Annotated in this window: 16 protein-coding genes, 1 tRNA gene and 1 riboswitch; of the genes, 12 read left to right on the forward strand and 5 right to left on the reverse strand. The window is 71.1% G+C overall.

Going from position 1 to position 20,102, the window contains the following annotated elements:
* The first annotated feature begins 418 nt into the window (after window positions 1-418).
* The 9 genes from ACGF3I_RS30895 (at window position 419) to ACGF3I_RS30935 (ending at window position 10,985) form a co-directional block, all read left to right on the forward strand.
* Window positions 419-1,684 (forward strand): cytochrome P450, encoded by a 1,266-nt coding sequence (locus ACGF3I_RS30895; protein ID WP_393137814.1) that lies wholly within the window; start codon window positions 419-421, stop codon window positions 1,682-1,684.
* A gap of 209 nt (window positions 1,685-1,893) precedes the next feature.
* Complete coding sequence (locus ACGF3I_RS30900; protein WP_393137816.1) at window positions 1,894-2,850, forward strand: transglycosylase family protein; 957 nt, start codon at window positions 1,894-1,896, stop codon at window positions 2,848-2,850.
* Window positions 2,851-3,107: 257 nt separating this feature from the next.
* Window positions 3,108-3,275, forward strand: a riboswitch (cyclic di-AMP (ydaO/yuaA leader).
* A 3-nt stretch (window positions 3,276-3,278) separates the two neighbouring features.
* Window positions 3,279-3,962, forward strand: a complete 684-nt coding sequence (locus ACGF3I_RS30905; protein ID WP_393137818.1) for a transglycosylase family protein — start codon at window positions 3,279-3,281, stop codon at window positions 3,960-3,962.
* 258 nt (window positions 3,963-4,220) lie between these two features.
* Complete coding sequence (eno, locus tag ACGF3I_RS30910; protein WP_393137821.1) at window positions 4,221-5,507, forward strand: phosphopyruvate hydratase; 1,287 nt, start codon at window positions 4,221-4,223, stop codon at window positions 5,505-5,507.
* A 154-nt stretch (window positions 5,508-5,661) separates the two neighbouring features.
* Window positions 5,662-6,150, forward strand: a complete 489-nt coding sequence (locus tag ACGF3I_RS30915; RefSeq protein ID WP_393137824.1) for a septum formation initiator family protein — start codon at window positions 5,662-5,664, stop codon at window positions 6,148-6,150.
* A gap of 30 nt (window positions 6,151-6,180) precedes the next feature.
* The gene (locus tag ACGF3I_RS30920) at window positions 6,181-6,714 is read left to right on the forward strand and encodes a DUF501 domain-containing protein (protein ID WP_393137826.1); all 534 of its coding nucleotides are present in this window, start codon (window positions 6,181-6,183) and stop codon (window positions 6,712-6,714) included.
* Window positions 6,711-7,625 carry an exopolyphosphatase gene (locus tag ACGF3I_RS30925; RefSeq protein ID WP_393137828.1) on the forward strand — a complete coding sequence of 305 codons (915 nt, stop codon included), beginning with the start codon at window positions 6,711-6,713 and terminating at the stop codon, window positions 7,623-7,625. The genes ACGF3I_RS30920 and ACGF3I_RS30925 overlap by 4 nt, the downstream gene beginning before the upstream one ends.
* Before the next feature lie 369 nt (window positions 7,626-7,994).
* Window positions 7,995-9,386, forward strand: a complete 1,392-nt coding sequence (locus ACGF3I_RS30930; RefSeq protein WP_393137830.1) for an NAD(P)/FAD-dependent oxidoreductase — start codon at window positions 7,995-7,997, stop codon at window positions 9,384-9,386.
* Between the two features lie 309 nt (window positions 9,387-9,695).
* Window positions 9,696-10,985 (forward strand): class I SAM-dependent methyltransferase, encoded by a 1,290-nt coding sequence (locus ACGF3I_RS30935; RefSeq protein WP_393137832.1) that lies wholly within the window; start codon window positions 9,696-9,698, stop codon window positions 10,983-10,985.
* Between the two features lie 87 nt (window positions 10,986-11,072).
* Here ACGF3I_RS30935 and ACGF3I_RS30940 read toward each other — a convergent pair whose 3' ends face one another.
* Both ACGF3I_RS30940 and ACGF3I_RS30945 read right to left on the reverse strand, forming a co-directional pair.
* Window positions 11,073-13,604 carry an ABC transporter permease gene (locus ACGF3I_RS30940; RefSeq protein WP_393137835.1) on the reverse strand — a complete coding sequence of 844 codons (2,532 nt, stop codon included), beginning with the start codon at window positions 13,602-13,604 and terminating at the stop codon, window positions 11,073-11,075.
* A gap of 365 nt (window positions 13,605-13,969) precedes the next feature.
* A complete protein-coding gene (locus ACGF3I_RS30945) occupies window positions 13,970-14,740 on the reverse strand; it encodes an ABC transporter ATP-binding protein (RefSeq protein WP_393137837.1) in 771 nt (256 codons plus the stop codon).
* Window positions 14,741-15,185: 445 nt separating this feature from the next.
* Between ACGF3I_RS30945 and ACGF3I_RS30950 the strand changes: the two genes are divergently transcribed.
* A tRNA-Leu gene (locus tag ACGF3I_RS30950) sits at window positions 15,186-15,267 on the forward strand.
* A 154-nt stretch (window positions 15,268-15,421) separates the two neighbouring features.
* The gene (locus ACGF3I_RS30955; protein WP_393137839.1) at window positions 15,422-16,297 is read left to right on the forward strand and encodes a Bax inhibitor-1/YccA family protein; all 876 of its coding nucleotides are present in this window, start codon (window positions 15,422-15,424) and stop codon (window positions 16,295-16,297) included.
* Window positions 16,298-16,417: 120 nt separating this feature from the next.
* On the opposite strand, the gene ACGF3I_RS30960 is transcribed toward ACGF3I_RS30955, so the two are convergent.
* The 3 genes from ACGF3I_RS30960 to ACGF3I_RS30970 all read right to left on the reverse strand — a co-directional run bounded on the left by ACGF3I_RS30960 (window position 16,418) and on the right by ACGF3I_RS30970 (window position 19,599).
* Window positions 16,418-17,623 carry a glycoside hydrolase family 64 protein gene (locus tag ACGF3I_RS30960; protein ID WP_393137841.1) on the reverse strand — a complete coding sequence of 402 codons (1,206 nt, stop codon included), beginning with the start codon at window positions 17,621-17,623 and terminating at the stop codon, window positions 16,418-16,420.
* 16 nt (window positions 17,624-17,639) lie between these two features.
* A complete protein-coding gene (locus ACGF3I_RS30965; RefSeq protein ID WP_393137843.1) occupies window positions 17,640-19,037 on the reverse strand; it encodes a glycoside hydrolase family 16 protein in 1,398 nt (465 codons plus the stop codon).
* Window positions 19,038-19,368: 331 nt separating this feature from the next.
* A complete protein-coding gene (locus ACGF3I_RS30970) occupies window positions 19,369-19,599 on the reverse strand; it encodes a DUF4287 domain-containing protein (RefSeq protein WP_350230778.1) in 231 nt (76 codons plus the stop codon).
* A gap of 99 nt (window positions 19,600-19,698) precedes the next feature.
* Here ACGF3I_RS30970 and ACGF3I_RS30975 point away from each other — a divergent pair, with 99 nt between their 5' ends.
* Window positions 19,699-20,043: a hypothetical protein gene (locus ACGF3I_RS30975; protein ID WP_393137846.1), complete on the forward strand. Its 345-nt coding sequence runs from the start codon at window positions 19,699-19,701 to the stop codon at window positions 20,041-20,043.
* The last annotated feature ends 59 nt before the right edge of the window (window positions 20,044-20,102 follow it).

The raw sequence follows: 20,102 nt of genomic DNA on the forward strand, positions 1-20,102 counted from the left end.
TGGGGGCGCGGGGAACTGCGCGGGCCCCGGGTGCGCCCGCACCGGCTAGGGGCGCGGGGAACTGCGCGAGAAGCGACCACGGTCCGCAGACGACCGAGGGTTGGGGGCGCGGGGAACTGCGCGGGCCCCGGGTGCGCCCGCACCGGCTAGGGGCGCGGGGAACTGCGCGAGAAGCGACCACGGTCCGCAGACGACCGGGGGTTGGGGGCGCGGGGAACTGCGCGGGCCCCGGGTGCGCCCGCACCGGCTAGGGGCGCGGGGAACTGCGCGAGAAGCGACCACGGTCCGCAGACGACCCAGGGTTGGGGGCGCGGGGAACTGCGCAAACCGGCGCCCAGCACCCCCACCCCAGCCACGCGCAGCGAACGCCCCATGTCCCGGCGCCCACGGGCGAGGCGCCCCGGGATACGGTCGGGGCGTGCCGGACAGTTGCCCCATTCCACCCGCCCCCGAACTCTTCACCTGGGAGTTCGCCACCAACCCCTACCCCGCCTACGCCTGGCTCCGCGAGCACGCCCCCGTGCACCGGACCCGGCTCCCCAGCGGGGTCGAGGCCTGGCTCGTGACGCGGTACGGGGACGCCCGGCAGGCCCTTGCCGACCAGCGGCTCTCCAAGAACCCGGCGCACCACGACGAGCCCGCCCACGCCAAGGGCAGGACGGGCATCCCCGGCGAGCGCAAGGCCGAGCTGATGACGCATCTGCTCAACATCGACCCGCCGGACCACACCCGGCTCCGCCGCCTGGTGTCGAAGGCGTTCACGCCCCGTACGGTCGCTCAATTCGCGCCCCGCGTACAGGAGTTGACCGACCAGCTCATCGACGCGTTCGCGGCGGCGGGCGAGGCCGACCTCATCCACGATTTCGCCTTCCCGCTCCCCATCTACGCCATCTGCGATCTGCTCGGCGTCCCGCGCGAGGACCAGGACGACTTCCGCGACTGGGCGGGCATGATGGTGCGGCACACCAAGCCGGGCCAGAAGGGCAGCCCGCGCGGCGGTGTGGCGCGCTCGGTCAAGAAGATCCGCGAGTACCTCGCCGAACTCATCCACCGCAAGCGCGAGAACCCCGGCGACGACCTCATCTCACGGCTCATCGAGGCCAGCGACCACGGTGAGCACCTGACGGAGAACGAGGCCGCCGCGATGGCCTTCATCCTGTTGTTCGCCGGGTTCGAGACCACCGTCAACCTGATCGGGAACGGGGTCTACGCGCTGCTGTGCAACCCGGCGGAGCGCGCGCGGCTCCAGGCCTCGCTCGACGCGGGGGAGAGCGGGCTCCTGGAGACCGGGGTCGAGGAACTGCTGCGCTACGACGGGCCGGTGGAGCTGGCGACGTGGCGGTTCGCCACCGAGGCGCTCACGCTCGGCGGGCAGCACATCGCGGCCGGCGACCCCGTGCTGGTGGTGCTCGCCGCCGCCGACCGCGATCCGGAGCGCTTCGCCGAGCCGGACACCCTCGACCTCGGCCGCCGCGACAACCAGCACCTCGGATACGGCCACGGGATCCACTACTGCCTCGGTGCGCCGCTCGCCCGGCTCGAAGGACAGACCGCCCTCGCGACGCTGCTGCGCCGCCTTCCTGACCTGCGGCTGGCGGTGGAACCTGACGATTTGCGCTGGCGCGGCGGGCTCATCATGCGCGGACTGCGCACCCTGCCGGTCGAGTTCACGCCGCCGGGATGAAGATCGCCCGCGGTCACCGATCTGACGGCCCGTCAAGACTGTGACTTTTATGTGATCGCGGGTGCATCGACTTGTGACTGACGTTCGAGTACGGCTACGTTCACCGTTCATTCGGCTCAGCAGTCACACGGAAGGCCTCATTCATGCGCTCCGGGAATGGACGGCATCGTCGACCCCGTCAGGCACCCGCCCTCGTCGTAGCGGCGGGAGTGACCGGCTCGGCCCTCGCTCTTCCGCTGCTCGCCGCGACCGGCGCGAACGCCGCGGACGCGAACACCTGGAACCAGGTGGCCTCCTGCGAGTCCGGTGGCATGTGGAGCGCCGACTTCGGCAACGGCCTGTACGGCGGGCTCCAGTTCTCGCAGGCGACCTGGGAGGCGTACGGCGGCAACGAGTACGCCCAGCGCGCCGACCTCGCGAGCCGCGCCCAGCAGATAGCCGTGGCCGAGAAGGTGCTTGCGGCCAAGGGGCCCCAGGCCTTCGCGAACTGCGGCACCGCCGCCGGGCTCACCACGGGCGGCGGTTCGGCGGACGTGGACCCGGGCGTGCCCGACACCGGCACGACCGCCCCCACCGCCCCGCCGGCCAAGACCCCCGACGCCACCCCCGCCCCGGGCACCCCGACCCCGGCCACCCCGCCCCCCGGCGCCGCCCTGCCGGGCGACCCGGCCAAGTCCCCCGCGCCGTCCGCTTCCACCCCGGCCGGCGGCAAGCACCGCGGAACGCCCGCGCCGGAGGAGGGCAAGGGCACGACGCCCGGTGCCACGGGGTCGACCGCTCCGGGTGCTTCGGGTACCGCGGGCGGCTCGACGGCGCCGACGGGCCCGGCCGGCTCGAACGGGCCGGGCGATCCCAGCGGTTCGAACAATTCGGGCAACTCGGCCGATAGCCGCGATTCCGGACGCCACGCCTCGAGAGGTGACGACGCCTCACGTGAGAGCGGCAACACCCCGGCGGCCGACGGCGACTACACCGTCCGCCCCGGCGACAACCTCTCGGTCATCGCCGAGGCGAACAAGGTCGAGGGCGGCTGGCCCGCGCTCTACCACGCCAACGAGAAGCTGATCGGCACCGACCCGAACCTCATCCTGCCTGGCCAGAGCCTGGACCTGACGAAGGTGACGGGCGCTGCGGCGACCCCGAACTCGACGCCGAAGCAGGGTTAGTTCGCGGGGCTATGTCCGTTGTGTGCAAGTGAGACATGGGTCTCTTCGCCCCAACTGGCGTGTCCCGTCTGCCCGGTCCGTCCGCCCCGCCCCTCACCTGCGTAAACGCCCCTTCTGTGGCGGCAAGTAGGGGGGATTTCTCCCCGATGTGCGTCTTTGAACATTGGCGGGGCGTGTGTTTTCGTCGGACTCGCTCGTCACCGCGAGCCCCGTCGACCGAGCACGCCGAATCCTGCCGTCGGCCGATGGGAACAGTCGACGCTTATGCGCCGTAGGCAGGAGCGGGGGACCCAAGGTAAGTGCCGGGCCCGGCAGTTCACAGGACTGCCGCAACGGCTTGGGGTGAAGACGGACGCACCACGTCCGGCCGGGCAGCTCACGCCCGAACCCGACAGCTCACCTCGCAGGCGTCGGTGAGGAGAAACTCCATGCTGCTTTCCAGCAAGGGCAAGCACCGCCGCCCGTCCAAGGCCGTCCGTGTCGCCACGCTGGCCGGTGTCACCGGTGCCGTCGTCGCCGCCCCGCTGATGGCGGCCGGCAATGCCTCCGCCGCCTCCGTGTCGACCTGGGACGCCGTCGCCCAGTGCGAGTCCGGCGGCAACTGGTCCATCAACACCGGCAACGGCTACTACGGCGGCCTGCAGTTCTCGCAGTCCTCCTGGGCCGCCGCCGGCGGCACCCAGTACGCCGCGCGCGCCGACCTCGCCACCAAGGGCCAGCAGATCGCCGCCGCCGAGAAGCTGCTCGCGATCCAGGGCCCGGGTGCCTGGTCCTGCGCCGGCGCCGGCAACCTGACGTCCGGCGGCGCCAAGGCCGACGTCGACACCTCCGGCTCGTCCTCTTCTTCGAAGTCCTCGAAGCCCAAGCAGGCCAAGCCGCAGCAGAAGACGCAGCGCGCCGAGTCCGCCCCCAAGGCCAGCCGCAGCGAGCAGCGCAGCGAGCCGGTCAAGCAGGGCGACGGCGAATACACCGTCAAGTCCGGCGACACCCTCGGCACCATCGCGACCGCCAACCACACCAAGGGCGGCTGGCAGCACCTGTTCGACCTGAACAAGAACATCGTCAAGGACGCGAACCTGATCTTCCCGGGCCAGAAGCTGCACCTCGGCTGAGACCGGTAGCCCTCGGGCCGCCCCGGCCCGGCGCGCATGTCCCCCGTGCGCGCCGGGCCGGGGTTTTCGCTGTTACCGGACAGTAGTCTTGTGGTCGTTTGCCCGGGAATCCAGGCCATTGGGCCCTTTTTCGTCCCAGGAGGCGGGCACTCGGCTGGCCGGAGCCCCGGAGCCGGTTAGGCTCTTGTCGCAAGGCGAAGCGACCCCGCATGTCCCTGCACTGCTTGCGTCACATCTAGCGTCACATCCCAGAAGGAGATGCTCGTGCCGTCCATCGACGTCGTCGTAGCCCGGGAAATCCTGGACTCCCGAGGCAACCCCACGGTCGAGGTCGAGGTCGGCCTCGACGACGGCAGCACCGGCCGTGCTGCAGTTCCGTCCGGCGCCTCCACCGGTGCCTTCGAGGCCATCGAGCTCCGCGACGGAGACCCCAACCGCTACGGCGGCAAGGGTGTCGAGAAGGCCGTCCTCGCCGTCATCGAGCAGATCGGCCCGGAGCTCGTCGGCTACGACGCCACCGAGCAGCGCCTGATCGACCAGGCCATGTTCGACCTGGACGCCACGGACAACAAGGGCTCGCTCGGCGCCAACGCCATCCTCGGTGTCTCGCTCGCCGTCGCGCACGCCGCCTCCGAGGCCAGCGACCTGCCGCTGTTCCGCTACCTGGGCGGCCCGAACGCGCACCTGCTGCCCGTCCCGATGATGAACATCCTCAACGGTGGGTCGCACGCCGACTCCAACGTCGACATCCAGGAGTTCATGATCGCGCCGATCGGCGCGGAGTCCTTCTCCGAGGCCCTTCGCTGGGGTGCCGAGGTCTACCACACGCTCAAGGGCGTCCTGAAGCGCAAGGGCCTGTCCACCGGCCTCGGCGACGAGGGCGGCTTCGCGCCGAACCTGGAGTCCAACCGCGCCGCCCTCGACCTCATCGTCGAGGCCGTCAAGGAAGCCGGCTACGTCCCGGGCAAGGACATCGCGCTCGCGCTCGACGTCGCCGCGTCCGAGTTCTACAAGGACGGCAAGTACGAGTTCGAGGGCAAGTCCCGCTCGGCCGCCGAGATGACCGAGTACTACGAGGAGCTCGTCTCCGCGTACCCGCTGGTCTCCATCGAGGACCCGCTGTTCGAGGACGACTGGGCCGGCTGGAACACCATCACCTCGCGTCTGGGCTCCAAGGTCCAGATCGTCGGTGACGACCTGTTCGTGACCAACCCCGAGCGCCTGGCCCGTGGCATCGAGGAGGGCTCGGCCAACGCCCTGCTCGTCAAGGTCAACCAGATCGGCTCGCTGACCGAGACGCTGGACGCCGTCGAGATGGCCCAGCGCAACGGCTTCAAGTGCATGATGTCCCACCGCTCCGGCGAGACCGAGGACGTCACCATCGCCGACCTCGCCGTCGCGGTGAACTGCGGCCAGATCAAGACCGGCGCCCCGGCCCGCTCGGACCGCGTCGCCAAGTACAACCAGCTGCTGCGCATCGAGGAGATCCTCGACGACGCCGCGGTGTACGCGGGCCGCAGCGCGTTCCCCCGCTTCAAGGGCTGAGCAGCCCGACCGGCTGAGCAGCCTGTCCGGCTGAGCAGCCTGTCCGGCTGAGCAGCATCAACGGCTGACGCCCTAGCCAGTCGTCCGTACGTCCCCGGCCGCGGTCCCGTACCGTGTCCGGGGACGTACGTGTGTGAAGGGGAGGCGGGAGACGATGGGCAACGACGCCGAGGTCAAGGACCGCGACCGGTTCTCCACCGCGGCCCGGCTCAAGGTGCTCGGCGAGCAGACCGCGGCCCGTGTCTACCGCTCGCAGCGCAAGCGCCAGGCCCGCCGCTCGCGGCTCACCGGCCGGGCCGCGCTGCTCGCGCTCGTCATGTGCTCGCTGATCGTCGCGCTCGCCTACCCCATGCGGCAGTACGTGTCGCAGCGCGGCGACATCTCCGACCAGCAGCGCAAGGCCGCCGACGCCCGCGAGGCCGTCGAGCGGCTGCGGGACGAGAAGGCGCGGCTCCAGGACGACGCGTACATCGAGAAGCTGGCCCGCGAGCACCTGCACATGCAGTTCCCGGGCGAGACCGGCTTCACCGTCGTCGACCCGGGCGCCGCCGACAAGCACCGCGAGGACAAGGGCGCCACCGGCCGCGCCTGGCACTCCAACCTCTGGGACGGCGTCGACAAGGCCGACCGTTCCGCCAACTGACCACCGCTAGCGATAGAGACTGACCCAGGCATGGAAACGCCCCCGCCCCAGACCGTACGCACCGAGCCCACCGACGCGGACATCGCCGCCTTCAAGCAGCAGCTGGGCCGCCCGCCGCGCGGTCTGCGCGCCATCGCGCACCGCTGCCCCTGCGGCAACCCCGACGTCGTCGAGACGGCCCCGCGTCTGGAGGACGGCACGCCGTTCCCGACGACGTACTACCTGACGTGCCCGCGGGCCGCGTCGGCCATCGGCACCCTTGAGGCCAACGGCGTCATGAAGGAGATGACGGAGCGTCTGGCGAGCGACCCCGAGCTCGCCGCCGCCTACCGCGCGGCCCACGAGGACTACATCGCGCGCCGCGACGCCATCGAGGTCCTGGAGGGCTTCCCCAGCGCGGGCGGCATGCCGGACCGGGTCAAGTGCCTGCACGTCCTGGTGGGCCACTCGCTGGCCGCCGGGCCCGGCGTGAACCCGCTGGGCGACGAGGCCATCGCGATGCTGCCCGAGTGGTGGGCCAAGGGCCCGTGCGTGACGCCGTGCGGCGAGGAGGGCGAGAAGTGACCCGGGTCGCCGCCGTCGACTGCGGCACCAACTCCATCCGCCTGCTCGTCGCCGACGCCGACCCGGTGACCGGCGAGATCACCGACCTCGACCGGCGCATGACCATCGTGCGGCTCGGCCAGGGCGTGGACCGCACCGGCCGGCTCGCCCCCGAGGCGCTGGAGCGCACGTTCGCCGCCTGCCGCGAATACGCCGCCGTGATCAAGGAGTTGGGTGCCGAGCGCATCCGGTTCGTGGCCACCTCCGCCTCGCGCGACGCCGAGAACCGGGACGACTTCGTGCGCGGGGTCGTCGACATCCTGGGCGTCGAGCCCGAGGTGATCTCCGGTGACCAGGAGGCCGCGTTCTCCTTCACCGGCGCCACCAAGGAACTGAACGGCGGCGGCGACTACCTGGTGGTCGACATCGGCGGCGGCTCCACCGAGTTCGTCGTCGGCTCCACCGGCGTCGAGGCCGCCCGCTCCGTCGACATCGGCTGTGTGCGGATGACCGAGCGCCACCACCCCGGCGACCCGGCGACGCCCGAGCAGATCGCCGCGATCCGGGCCGACATCGAGGCCGCCCTCGACCTCGCCGAGCAGAGCGTGCCGCTGCGCGAGCCGCGCACCCTGGTGGGCCTCGCGGGCTCGGTGACCACCGTCGCCGCGATCGCGCTCGGCCTGGACGGCTACGACTCCGCCGCCATCCACCATTCACGCATCTCTCACGACGACGTCGCCGCGGTCACCGAGCGCCTGCTCGCCTCCACGCACGAGGAGCGCACCGCCATCCCCGTGCTGCACCCCGGCCGCGTCGATGTGATCGCGGCCGGCGCGCTGGTCCTGCTGGCCGTCATGGAGCGCACCGGGGCGCGGGAGGTCGTGGTCAGCGAGCACGACATTCTGGACGGAATCGCCTGGTCGATCGCCTGATCGCGGTCCCCGGAGGCGCTCGTGGACCGGTCGCGCGAAAAGGTTCGTGAAGTTCTTCACAAGGATTCGGGGCCCCCGGGCCGAAGAAAGTGCTCCCAGGACCGCTTTCTGAGGCGCGGGGGCCCCATCCGCAGGGGATCCAGACGGTGACGGCCGGGCGACGCCTGCGAATCCTGCGGGGGTGGTCCAGTCGGCCCCAGGCCGTACGGGCCAGTTCAGAGGGGGTGAGCAACGATCTCGCCCGGCCCGTGGTTCCCCCGCGCCACCATGACCTCGGTCACGTGGGCCGCGCAGTGTAGCAGAGGCCCTTGCGATCCTTGTGAAGGGGCGCACGAGCAGGGGTCCACGAGCGGGTGGATACTCGATGGCATGAGCACCACGGAGCGTCCCAGGATCCTCGTAGTAGGTGGCGGGTACGTAGGCCTGTACGCAGCGCGACGCATTCTCAAGAAGATGCGTTACGCGGAAGCGACCGTCACGGTCGTCGACCCGCGCTCGTACATGACGTACCAGCCCTTCCTCCCCGAAGCCGCCGCAGGCAGCATCTCGCCGCGTCACGTCGTCGTCCCGCTGCGACGCGTCGTGCGCGGAGCCGAGGTGCTCACCGGCCGGGTCACCAGCATCGATCAGGACCGCAAGGTCGCCACGGTCGCGCCGCTCGTCGGCGAGGCCTACGAGCTGCCCTTCGACTACCTGGTCATCGCGATGGGTGCGGTCTCCCGCACCTTCCCGATCCCCGGCCTCGCCGAGCAGGGCATCGGCATGAAGGGCGTGGAAGAGGCCATCGGCCTGCGCAACCACGTTCTGGAGCAGCTCGACAAGGCCGACTCCACCACGGACGAGGACGTCCGCCGCAAGGCGCTGACCTTCGTCTTCGTGGGTGGCGGCTTCGCCGGCGCCGAGACCATAGGCGAGGTGGAGGACATGGCCCGCGACGCGGCCAAGTACTACACCAACGTCAAGCGCGAGGACATGCGCTTCATCCTGGTCGACGCCGCCGACAAGATCCTCCCCGAGGTCGGCCCGGAACTCGGCCGCTGGGGCAAGGAGCACCTCGAGGGCCGCGGTGTCGAGATCTACCTCTCGACCTCCATGGACTCCTGCGTCGACGGCCACGTCGTGCTGAAGAACGGCCTCGAGGTCGACTCCAACACCATCGTGTGGACCGCGGGCGTCAAGCCCAACCCGGCGCTCTCCCGCTTCGGCCTCCCGCTCGGCCCGCGCGGCCACGTGGACGCCCAGCCGACGCTCCAGGTCACCGGCACCGACTACATCTGGGCCGCCGGCGACAACGCCCAGGTCCCCGACCTCGCCTCGCGCAAGGCCGGTGTCGAGAACGCCTGGTGCCCGCCGAACGCCCAGCACGCGCTGCGCCAGGCCAAGGTCCTCGGCGACAACGTGGTCTCCGGCATGCGGGGCTTCCCGCAGAAGGAGTACGCGCACGCCAACAAGGGTGCGGTGGCCGGTCTCGGCCTCCACAAGGGCGTCGCGATGATCGTCATGGGCAAGATGAAGATCAAGCTCAAGGGCCGGCTCGCCTGGTACATGCACCGTGGCTACCACGGTCTGGCCGTCCCGACCTGGAACCGCAAGATCCGCGTGATCGCCGACTGGACGCTCGCGATGTTCCTCAAGCGCGAGGTCGTCTCCCTGGGCGCCATGGAGACCCCGCGCGAGGAGTTCTACGAGGCGGCCAAGCCGGCTCCGGTTCCCGCGGCCAAGGTCGAGGAGAAGACGGAGCAGAAGGCCAAGGCCTCCTAGCTCCCGCGGCAGTACCAGCAGGACCCAGCAGTACCCCGAAGGGGCCGTCCGCCATCCGTGGTGCGGGCGGCCCCTTCGGCGTGCCCGGGGCCCGGCGCGGGGCGTCCGCGGCACCGGGCCCGTCCTGACGCGGGCCCGGCGCGAGCCGCGTGCGGACCGGCGCGGGAGACGCGGAGACCGGCTTCCGGCCAAAAAGATGGTGTATGCAGCCACCCTGTCACTCCCCTGCGCGCTAGCGGGATTGCCGGGCGCACGGGCACTGTTGTGCAGGGTGCTGGGACATTTCTGCGAGGCACGGAGGTGTGCACGATGGCCGACGCGGCGCTACGGCTGACCGCTCTTGCCGAGGACTTGCTGGGGGAGGCCCTGCCCGTACGGATCCGGGCCTGGGACGGCAGCGAGGCGGGCCCGCCCGGCGCACCGGTCCTCGTCGTACGCCACCGGCGCGCCCTGCGCCGCCTGCTGTGGAAGCCGGGCGAACTGGGCCTGGCCCGCGCCTGGGTGGCCGGCGAGCTCGACATCGAAGGTGATCTGTACGGCGCCCTCGACCTGCTCGCCGGGCTGATCTGGGAGCGCGGCGACTCCACGGACTCCGTCCATCCGGTGCGCGACCCCAGAATGCGCGCCGCCGCCAAGGCCCTCGTCCGGCTGGGCGGCGCCCTGCCCCCGCCGGCCCCGCCCGCCGAGGAGATGCGGCGCCCCGCCGGCCGGCGCCACACCAAGCGCCGCGACAAGGACGCGATCAGCCACCACTACGACGTCGGCAACGACTTCTACGAGCTGGTGCTCGGCCCCTCGATGGTCTACTCGTGCGCCTACTGGGAGAGCCGGGACTCCACTCTTGAGGAGGCCCAGCGCGCCAAACTCGACCTGGTCTGCCGCAAGTTGGGCCTCAAGGAGGGCGACCGGCTGCTCGACGTCGGCTGCGGCTGGGGCTCGATGGCCATCCACGCGGCCCGGGAGTACGGCGCCCGCGTCGTCGGCATCACGCTCTCGCGCGAGCAGGCCGCGTACGCCCGCAAGCGCATCGCCGAGGAGGGGCTGACCGACCGTATCGAGATCCGCGTCCAGGACTACCGGGACGTCAAGGACGGTCCCTACGACGCCATTTCCTCCATCGGGATGGCCGAGCACGTCGGCTCGGTGCGGTACGCGGAGTACGCGGACATCCTGTACGCCCTGCTCACGGAGGGCGGCCGGCTGCTCAACCACCAGATCGCCCGGCGCCCCGAACGGGACGAATCGGCGTACCACGTCGACGAGTTCATCGACCGGTACGTCTTTCCCGACGGCGAACTCGCCCCGGTGGGCCGCACCCTGGCCATCCTGGAGGAGGCCGGGTTCGAGGCCCGCGACGTCGAACCCATCCGGGAACACTACGCCCTGACGCTCCGTCAGTGGGTGGCCAACCTGGAGTCCGACTGGCCCCGCGCGCTGCGCCGCACCACCCCCGGACGGGCCCGCATCTGGCGGCTCTACATGGCGGCCTCGGCGCTCTCCTTCGAACGCAACCGGATCGGCGTCAACCAGATCCTGGCGGTCAAGACCCCGCCGGGCGGCGCCTCGGGGATGCCGCTGCGGGCGCGCACCTGGAACTGACCCCGGGCCCGGACCGCCGGACGGTGAAGGGCCCGGGAGGAAGCCTCCCGGGCCCTTCAACTGCCATATGCGTTCAGCGGGTCGGTGCTATTCCGTCTTGATGGCGGTCAGCATGTTGAGCCGCGCGGCGCTGCGGGCCGGCCACATGGCGGCGAGCACACCGACCAGGGCGGCGAGCAGCAGGAAGATGCCGATCCGGTCCCACGGGATGACCAGGGCGTAGTTCGGGATGGACTTCTTGATCGTCTGCCCGATGGCCCAGGCGAGGAAGGAGCCGAGACCCACGCCGATCACCGCGCCGAAGAGCGAGATGACGACGGCCTCCAGACGGATCATGGTCTTGACCCGCCCGCGGTCCAGACCGATCGCCCGCAGCATGCCGATCTCCTGCTGGCGCTCGAACACCGACATCGCGAGGGTGTTCACGACGCCGAGGACGGCGATGATCAGGGCCATCGCGAGCAGCCCGTACATGATGTTCAGCAGCGTGTTGATCATGCCGCCGAAGGTGTTGCGGATGTCCTGCTGGTCCATGATGCTGATCGCCGGGTTGTCACCGAGCGCGCTGACCAGGGCCTTCTCGTTGGCGCTGGTGGCGCCGCCGTCCGTCTTGACGAAGACCTGCGGCATGTAGGGCTGGGTGTCGTGCTGGTCGGTCAGGCTGGTCGGCGCGAGAACGGTGTTCAGGAACTCGTTCTTCTTGAAGACCGCGCCGATCGTCAGCTGACCCTTCTTCTTGTCGCTGAACTCGACCGGGAGCCGGGCGCCGGGCTTCCAGCCGTGCTTGGCGGCGGTCTCGTCGTCGACGGCTATCTGCCCCTGCGCGAGGGTGGCGAGGGAGCCCGACACCGTCTCGACGTTGATGACCTTCTCGATGTCGCCCGGCGTCACCGCGGCCACCGACTCGTCGAAGCCGCCGAGCTTGAGGAAGGAGGACTGCGTGGGGGAGACCGCCGAGACACCGGGCGCCTTGCGGAGCGCGGTCAGGACGTCCTTGTCGAGCCCGGAACCGTCGGCCGCCATCTGGACCATGTAGTCGGCCTTGATGTTGTCGGTGGTCATCTTGTCGATGGCCGTGCCGAGCGTGACGCCGAGCACCGAGAGGCCGGTGACCAGGGTCAGACCGATGGCGAGGGCGGAGGCGGTGGCGCCGGTGCGGCGGGGGTTACGCACCGCGTTCTGGCTGGCGAGCTTGCCGGAGACGCCGAACACCTTGCTCAGGGCGGGGCGCACGAGCGCGATGACGGGGCGGGACAGGAGCGGGATCAGGATGATGATGCCGATCAGCGCCAGGAAGGCGCCGAGGCCGATGGTGTACTTGCCGTCCTTGCCCGCGGCGGCGCCGGCCACGATGGCGGCGGCCCCGCCGAGGGTGATGACCCCGCCGATGGAGTTGCGCACGACCAGGGACTTGGTGGTGGCCACGCCGTGCACGCTGTTCATCGCGGCGACCGGCGGGATCTTCGCGGCGCGCCAGGCGGGCAGCAGCGCGGCGATGACGGTGACGAGGATGCCCACGGCGAGCGCGGCGATCACCGGCGTGGCCGAGATGACCAGCGGGCCCGCGGGGACCTTGGCCCCGAACATGCCGATGGCGGACTGAAGCCCGCTCGCCAGACCCACGCCGAGCGCGAACCCGATGGCGGAGGCGACGGCGCCGACCACCAGCGCCTCGGCGAGCACCGAGCGGCGGACCTGGCCGCGCGAGGCGCCGACGGCACGCATCAGGGCGAGCTCACGGGTGCGCTGGGCGACCAGCATGGTGAAGGTGTTGGAGATCAGGAAGATGCCGACGAACAGCGCGATGCCGGCGAAGACCAGCAGCATCTGGTTGAGCCCGCTCAGGCCCTCCTCGATGTCCTTGGCCTCCTGGGCGGCGAGCGCCTTGCCGGTCTTGGCCTCGGCGTTCTCGGGGAGCAGGGGCTTGACCTCGTCGAGGATCTTCTGCGCGTCGGCGCCGGGGGCGGCGGCCACGCTCACGTTCTGGAACCAGCCGGGCTTCAGGTACAGCTTCTGGGCGACGGCGGTGTCGAACAGGACGAGGGAGCCGCCCGCGTTGACCTGGCCGTCCTCGGTGGTGAAGACGCCCGCGAGCCGGTAGGTCCTGACCGGCCCGTTGGTGGCGACGCGCACGCTGTCGCCGACGTGGTACTCGCCCTTGTCGGCGGTGTCCTTGTCGAGCGCGATCTCGTCGTCCTTCACGGGGCCGTGGCCCTGGGCGAAGGTGTACGCGGGGTCCTTGCCGTCCTTGCCCGGGGCGAAGTTGCCGCCCTTGTTGGCCCAGCCCTGGCCGATCAGCTTGCCGTCGGTGCCGGCCACCCCGGCGAAGCCGTCGACCCGGCCGGTGGCGGAGGCGACCCCGTCGAGCTTCTCCATCTTCCGGAGCGTCTGCCCGCTGACACCGGGGTCCCGCTCGCTGTCGTCACGGCTGCCGTAGGTGGACACCGCGACGGCCACCTTGTCGTAGCTCTTGGCCGACTGGTTGCGGAAGGCGCTGCCGAGGGTGTCGGTGAAGACGAGCGTGCCGGACACGAAGGCGACGCCGAGCATGACGGCGAGCACCGTCATCAACAGCCGGGCCTTGTGCGCGAGTACGTTGCGCAGGGCGGTCTTGAACATGGGTTTCTCAGTCCTGGGAGGTGTTCTGAAGGCGGTGGGTGCGAGTGCGGGGCGCGTCCGGGCGGGCTGTTCGCGCAGTTCCCCGCGCCCCTGGCGGGGCTGAAGGTGGCCGGGGGTTGCGTAGTTCCCCGCGCCCCCAACCCCTCGGCCGTGTGCGGACCGCGGTCGCTTCTCGCGCAGTTCCCCGCGCCCCTTAACTGCTCGGTGCTGGCCCGCATCGGGCATTTCAGCCTGTCATGGGGGTCCCCCCTGGCCCTTTAGGCCTTGGGGGAGTTTGAGGACGAGCGCCGTTCAGGCGCGAAGGGGGGGTCCGGGGGCGCAGCCCCCGAAAGGGGTCCGGGGGCGCAGCCCATGGCGGCTCGGGGTCAGCTGGTGCGGCCCTTCGCATCGAACGCCTTCATCCGGTCCAGCACCCCGTCCGCGGTGGGCCGCACCATCTCGTCCACGATCCGCCCGTCGGCCAGGAATATGACGCGGTCGGCGTAGGAAGCGGCGACCGGGTCGTGCGTCACCATGACGACGGTCTGCCCGAGCTCGCGCACCGAGTTGCGCAGGAAGCCGAGGACCTCCGCGCCGGAGCGCGAGTCGAGGTTTCCGGTCGGCTCGTCACCGAAGATGATCTCCGGCTGGGAGGCGAGCGCGCGGGCCACCGCGACGCGCTGCTGCTGGCCGCCGGAGAGCTGGGTGGGCCGGTGCCCCAGCCGGTCGGACAGACCCACCATGGCGATGACCTGGTCGAGCCACTGCTTGTCGGGCTTGCGGCCCGCGATGTCCATGGGGAGCGTGATGTTCTCCAGGGCGGTCAGCGTGGGCAGCAGGTTGAACGCCTGGAAGATGAAACCGATCTTGTCCCGCCGCAGCTGCGTGAGCTGCTTGTCCTTGAGCGACCCGAGCTCGGTGTCACCGATGCGGACCGAGCCGGCGCTGAAGGAGTCGAGACCCGCGACGCAGTGCATCAGCGTGGACTTGCCGGAGCCCGAGGGGCCCATGATCGCGGTGAACTCGCCCTGCCGGAAGTCGACCGTGACCTGGTCCAGGGCGACGACCTGGGTCTCGCCCGTGCCGTAGACCTTCGACAGCTCGGTGGCGCGGGCGGCCACCGCGGTCGCGCGGTGTGCGGTGGGGATGGTGGTCACGGAGGTGCTCCTGTCGAACGGCTTTCGGGGACTCCTCCATCCTTCCCGCCGTCCGGCGCCGCATCGTCAGTCCCTGTGCCCGTTCTCCGGCCCTCTTGAGTCGGACGGCGCGGCCCCCGGTGTCCTCCTGAGGTATGACGGCGCCCCTGAGACCGGGCCCGCTCCAGCCGGGCTCGACCGCCGCTCCGCGAGGACTCCGGCCGACTGTGCCAGCGTCGGGGTGCGGCCAGGAAACGGTGCGTCGACTTTCCGTCATTCCCTACCGGAATTCCGAGGCGCCCCGGACGCCGTGCCAACCGCCTGCGGCATGTGCCAACACCGCTGCGAGCTGTGCTGACGCACCCTCAGGCGTCAATAAAATAAGACAACATCGGATGGTTGTTCCGCTGTTCGGGGGATGCGCCGGGCTAGGCTCGTCCCGCGAAACGCGGAGCCGCGCGCCCTTGCCCGGATGGTGGAACGCAGACACGGCGAGCTTAAACCTCGCTGGCCTTCGGGCCGTGCCGGTTCGAGTCCGGCTCCGGGCACTCAAGCTGCAGTCCGGCCCCCGCGCGTCGGGGTGTCGGACCCTTGCACCCCCCTCTTCCCCGCGTGAAGATCCTCCCTAGGCATTACGTGCTTCCTTTGCACGCCCATTACCCTTGACGGCAAGGCCGCGCACGGTGGCCATGGAGGAGTGAAATGAGGAGCAGCAACCCGGTCTTCTCGCGACGGGGCTTCAGCCGCGACAACGGCTACGCCGGTTTCAACACCGCGCAGTCGCCGCAGGCCGGGGGCAACCCTTACGCGCAGGCGCCGACGAACCCCTACGCGACGAATCCCTACGCACAGCAGGACACGCAGCAGGGCGCCCCGCAGGCGCCGGCCCGTTCCGGTGTGATGACGATCGACGACGTGGTCTCGCGCACCGCGATCACGCTCGGCACCGTCGTCGCCGGTGCGGTCGTCGCCTGGCTGGCGCTGCCGGTCGACGCGGCGAACATCGGCAAGTCGTACGGCATCGCGATCGGCGCCGCGCTGATCGCGTTCGTCCTGGCCATGGTCCAGTCCTTCAAGCGCACACCGGTGCCGGCACTGATCATCGGGTACGCCGCCTTCGAGGGCGTCTTCCTCGGTGTCATCAGCTCCGCCGTCACCACGCACGTGTCGGCGGGCGCGGTGCCGCAGGCGGTGCTCGGCACGATGGCGGTGTTCGCCGGCGTGCTGATCGCCTACAAGACCCGGCTGATCCGGGTCAACCGCCGCTTCACCGGCTTCGTGATGGCCGCGGCCATCGGCTTCATGCTGCTGATGCTGGTGAACCTGCTCTTCTCGGCGATCGGCGGCGGTGACGGTCTCGGCTTCCGCAGCGGTGGCCTCGGCATCCTCTTCGGGATCATCGGCATCCTCCTCGGCGCCTGCTTCCTGGCCCTCGACTTCAAGCAGGTCGAGGACGGGATCACCTACGGGGCGCCGCGCGAGGAGTCCTGGCTGGCGGCCTTCGGCCTCACCATGACCCTGGTGTGGATCTACCTGGAGGCGCTGCGGCTGATCTCCATCCTGTCGGGCAACGACTGACACCGTTGACCGCGTACGTCACGAGGGGCCCCGCCCGGCACATGCTGCCGGGCGGGGCCCCTCGCCGTTGTGCCGCGCGCTTCACCGGCCGCGCTCACCGGCCGCGCTCACCGGCCACTCTCACCAGCCGATCGACAGGGTCAGATCCGTCGGCGGGTTCGCGTTGCCCAGGATCTGCACCGACGACTGGTCGTCGATGTCGTCGTACGGGAAGCCGTAGGCGCGCCCCGCCAGACCCACCGTGTGGAAGAAGGCCGCGTAGTCGTTCTTGGGGCCGGCGCCCCGGTAGTACGCGGACGGGGTGTGCCACAGCGAGGTGTCCTGGGCCACGCCCCGGTTGAACGCGGCGCAGAACTCCGCGCCCAGCCGCTTCTCCACGTCGCCGCCCGAGGCGAGCGCCCCCGAACAGGCCATGACCTCGCGCGAGGTGGGCCGGTGCAGGGTGAAGGGGCCGGCCCCGTTGCGGGTGAAGGTCAGGGTGTCGCCCGAGACGCGTCCGGAGAACGTCTCGCCCGGCAGGTTCAGGGTGAAGGGGTGCGAGGCGTAGTAACTCCACGTGGCGTTCACGGTGGAGGTCAGGTAGTCGGAAGGGAAGGCGGCGGCCGAGCGCGGGGCCACGATCCGGTAGCCGTTCTGCAGCGGCCGGAAGGCCGCCCCGACGCCCGCCGCGTACGCCGCCATGACGTCGGCGCGTGAGCGGCTGATGCCCCGTGTCGTGTCGTAACCGCTGGAGGTCTGGCGCAGCCGGGCGGTCATCGGGAAGCCGAACTGGTCGACCTGGGTGGTGTTCCCGCCGTACGCTGCCTGGCCGTTGACGAAGGTGTACTCGTACCAGTCGTAGTAGACGTCGTTGTTGGGGTCGGACGGGTTGTTCGGGTCCGGGCCGCCCCAGCCCTGGTCGTCGGGCGACACGGGGATGAAGAGCGGGGAGCCGAGCGAGAGGTAGATGCGGCCCCCGCGGATCGAGGAGGGCGAGGGCACCCGGCCGCCGACCTGGGCCAGCGTGAACGACATGTTCGGGTAGTTCACGCCGTGCTTGGTGAGGTGGCCCGGCGCGGTCGCGTCCAGGTGGTTGATGTGGGCGGTGCTGCCGTCGGGCCTGAGGTAGGACCACTGCCCCGGAGTGATCTGCCCGAGCACGGTGACGTAGACGCGGTCGTCGGTGTAGGCGCCGTGGGTGTTGTTCTGGAAGAGGATCGGGAAGCCGGCCGCGGCGGGTGCGGCCGCCGGGGCGTGGGCGGGCGGTGCGTCGGCGGCGGTCGCCGTGGTGGCGCCCGCGCCGAGCAGCAGCAGGGCTGCGGCGAGGAGGAGCCGTACGGTCTTCATGCCTGTCCGCCCTCCCTCAGTGGCCGAAGCCGAACCAGTTGACGTTGACGAAGTCGGCGCCCTGGCCGCTGGTGAAGGTCAGGTACACGTCGTGCGTGCCGGTGACGCCGGTGATGTTGGCGGGGACGGTGCGCCAGCTCTGCCAGCCGCCCGTGTTGGCCACGGCGAAGCTGCCGACGGGCGCGCTGCCCGGGCTGTCCAGGCGCACCTCCACCAGACCGCTGACCCCGCCGGCCGCGCCGCTCGCCACCCGTGCGGAGAACTGCCGGGCCGCCGTCGCACCGAAGTCCACGCCCTTGTAGAGCGCCCAGTCGCCGTTGGCGAGCGAGCCGATGTCCTGGCCGCCGCCGCTGTCGGTGGTGGCCTCCTTCACCACGCCGGACTGCTGGTCGTACGACTCGGCCTGGAGCGTGCCGTACGCGTCACGGCCGCCCGCGGGGGGCGTGGTCGGCGGGGTGGTGGTGCCGGAGCCCGAGGTCTGGACGGTGACGTAGTCGACGACCAGGGGGTGGCCCGGCTGGGTGCCCGCGTCGGGGCCGCCGCCGAAGGCGTCGGGGAAGCCGCCGCCCATGGCCACGTTCAGGATGACGAAGTAGCCGTGGTTGGTGGCGTTGGTCCAGGTCGTCGCGTCCACCTGGTTCTGGCTGACGGTGTGGAAGGTGACGCCGTCGAGCGAGAAGCGCATCTGCTCGGTGGCGCCGGAGCGGTCCCACTCGACGGCGTAGGTGTGGAAGCCGCCCTGGCAGGTGGAGCCGGCGCAGGCCTTCTGGCCGCCGATGCCGGTGGTCTCGTTGCAGGGGCCGCCGGGGCTGGTGCCGCAGTGCATGGTGGACCAGTTGTTGTTGAGGCCCTGGACGTTCTCCATGATGTCGAGCTCGCCGATGCCCGGCCAGTTCCACCAGTTGCCGCGGAAGGGTGCGCCGAGGGCCCAGAACGCGGGCCAGTAGCCCTTGGCGGCGGCGCCCGTGACGTCGGGCATCTGGAGGCGGGCCTCGATGCGGAGCTTGCCGCCGGCCGGGGGCTGGAAGTCGGAGCGCCGGGTCTCGACGCGCCCCGACGTCCAGTTGCCGGCCGCGTCGCGCTGCGGGGTGATGCGCAGGTTCCCGGCGCCGTCCAGGGCGACGTTGCTGGTGGCGGAGGTCATCGTCTCGACCTCGCCGGTGCCGAAGTGGGCCGGGCCGCCCGGGTAGCTGGTGCCGGTCGTGTACTGCCAGTTCGCGGTGTTGACGCCGGAGCCGGCGGGGCCGTTGAAGTCGTCGCTGAACACGGTGGACCAGCCGGCCGGGGGCGGGGGCGGGGAGGCGCTGGCGGGCAGGGCGACGACGGCGGCGGACGCCACCGCGAGGCCGAAGGTGGACAGTACGGCGAGCAGGGCCCGGCGGGCGGGGCCGCGTCTGTGGGGCGTGGGGCGCATGGGGGGTGCCTCTCTCGGAAAGAGAGCGCTCTGAGAGCGCTCTCAACGACGGGCTGCGCGGTCACTGTGCTCCCCGTCGTCGGGAGCGTCAAGAGGTAAAGCAGTGAAAGCCCTTACGGGGAAGGGGAGTTCACCTACTGAAGGCGGGGCCGGGGCGCGGACCCCGGGCGGTGGCGCGGCTCTCCGGATGGCGCGCGTACGCTCCGGGCCGTGCCGCGGGCCCCGGGCGGTGGCGGGCAGCGCTGCGCCCCGTCGGCCGGGGCCGACGGGGCGCAGGGGCGGTGTGTGCTTCCCGCGGGGGCCGCGGGAGGCCGAACGGTTCCTCCTGGAGCTAGAGCAGCCGGCGCGCGGCCCGCCTCAGGTCGTACTCGTGGATGATCGCCTTGGCGTGCCCGTAGGTGAGATCGTGCTCGCTCCGGAGCCAGCTGACCTTCTCCTCGAATCGGAAGAGGGAGGGGCCTTCCTCGACGGTGCGGAGCCAGTCGGACACTTCACGACCGGTGCAATGGGGGATGCGGGAGAGCAGGTTGCGGTGGGTCTCTTCGGAGAAGACTTGGGACATCGGCGCCTCCGGAGGCATTGCGCGTGTGGTCCTTCCCTGCACGGTGCCTGAGGGTTCGCGTATTGGCAACAGTGCGGGACGGGCGCGTAGGGTCGCGGCGTGCTCGATGTGAACCCGCTGATCCTGGCCGTGGACCGTTTCGCCGACCGGCTGCGCGCCGCGCCCGAGAGCCGGCTGCGCCGTGGCGCGGCGGCCGAAGGGCTCGCGCTCGCACGGGAGTTGGCGATCCGCGCGCAGCGCGTCGAGGACCCGGCGCGCGAACCCCTGCTGATGCCGGACGCCGGCGTCTTCGCGGTCGCGGACCAACTCGTGGTCGCCGCACGGGATCTGGCGCAGGCCCTCCGGACGGCGAAGACCCCGCCCGGCGGGGAGCCGGACGGGGCCGTGGAGCCGGCGAAGGCCCTGGAGCTGGTGGAAGCCGCGGCGCGGCGGGCCTTCGGTTAGACCGGGGGCCGGGCCGGGTCGGCTTCGGCGGGTTGAACGCGGCCTGGCCGGGCTCGGCC

The sequence above is a fragment of the Streptomyces sp. NPDC048111 genome (assembly GCF_043202815.1).
Classification (GTDB): domain Bacteria; phylum Actinomycetota; class Actinomycetes; order Streptomycetales; family Streptomycetaceae; genus Streptomyces.

Bases quoted from the DNA above. Each gene is read 5' to 3' on its own strand.
- ACGF3I_RS30970 (WP_350230778.1), bottom strand. From the start codon at position 19,599: ATGTCCCAAGTCTTCTCCGAAGAGACCCACCGCAACCTGCTCTCCCGC.
- ACGF3I_RS30940 (WP_393137835.1), bottom strand. From the start codon at position 13,604: ATGTTCAAGACCGCCCTGCGCAACGTACTCGCGCACAAGGCCCGGCTG.
- ACGF3I_RS30935 (WP_393137832.1), top strand. From the start codon at position 9,696: ATGGCCGACGCGGCGCTACGGCTGACCGCTCTTGCCGAGGACTTGCTG.
- ACGF3I_RS30915 (WP_393137824.1), top strand. From the start codon at position 5,662: ATGGGCAACGACGCCGAGGTCAAGGACCGCGACCGGTTCTCCACCGCG.
- ACGF3I_RS30955 (WP_393137839.1), top strand. From the start codon at position 15,422: ATGAGGAGCAGCAACCCGGTCTTCTCGCGACGGGGCTTCAGCCGCGAC.
- ACGF3I_RS30905 (WP_393137818.1), top strand. From the start codon at position 3,279: ATGCTGCTTTCCAGCAAGGGCAAGCACCGCCGCCCGTCCAAGGCCGTC.
- ACGF3I_RS30930 (WP_393137830.1), top strand. From the start codon at position 7,995: ATGAGCACCACGGAGCGTCCCAGGATCCTCGTAGTAGGTGGCGGGTAC.
- ACGF3I_RS30965 (WP_393137843.1), bottom strand. From the start codon at position 19,037: ATGCGCCCCACGCCCCACAGACGCGGCCCCGCCCGCCGGGCCCTGCTC.
- ACGF3I_RS30920 (WP_393137826.1), top strand. From the start codon at position 6,181: ATGGAAACGCCCCCGCCCCAGACCGTACGCACCGAGCCCACCGACGCG.
- eno (WP_393137821.1), top strand. From the start codon at position 4,221: ATGCTCGTGCCGTCCATCGACGTCGTCGTAGCCCGGGAAATCCTGGAC.
- ACGF3I_RS30960 (WP_393137841.1), bottom strand. From the start codon at position 17,623: ATGAAGACCGTACGGCTCCTCCTCGCCGCAGCCCTGCTGCTGCTCGGC.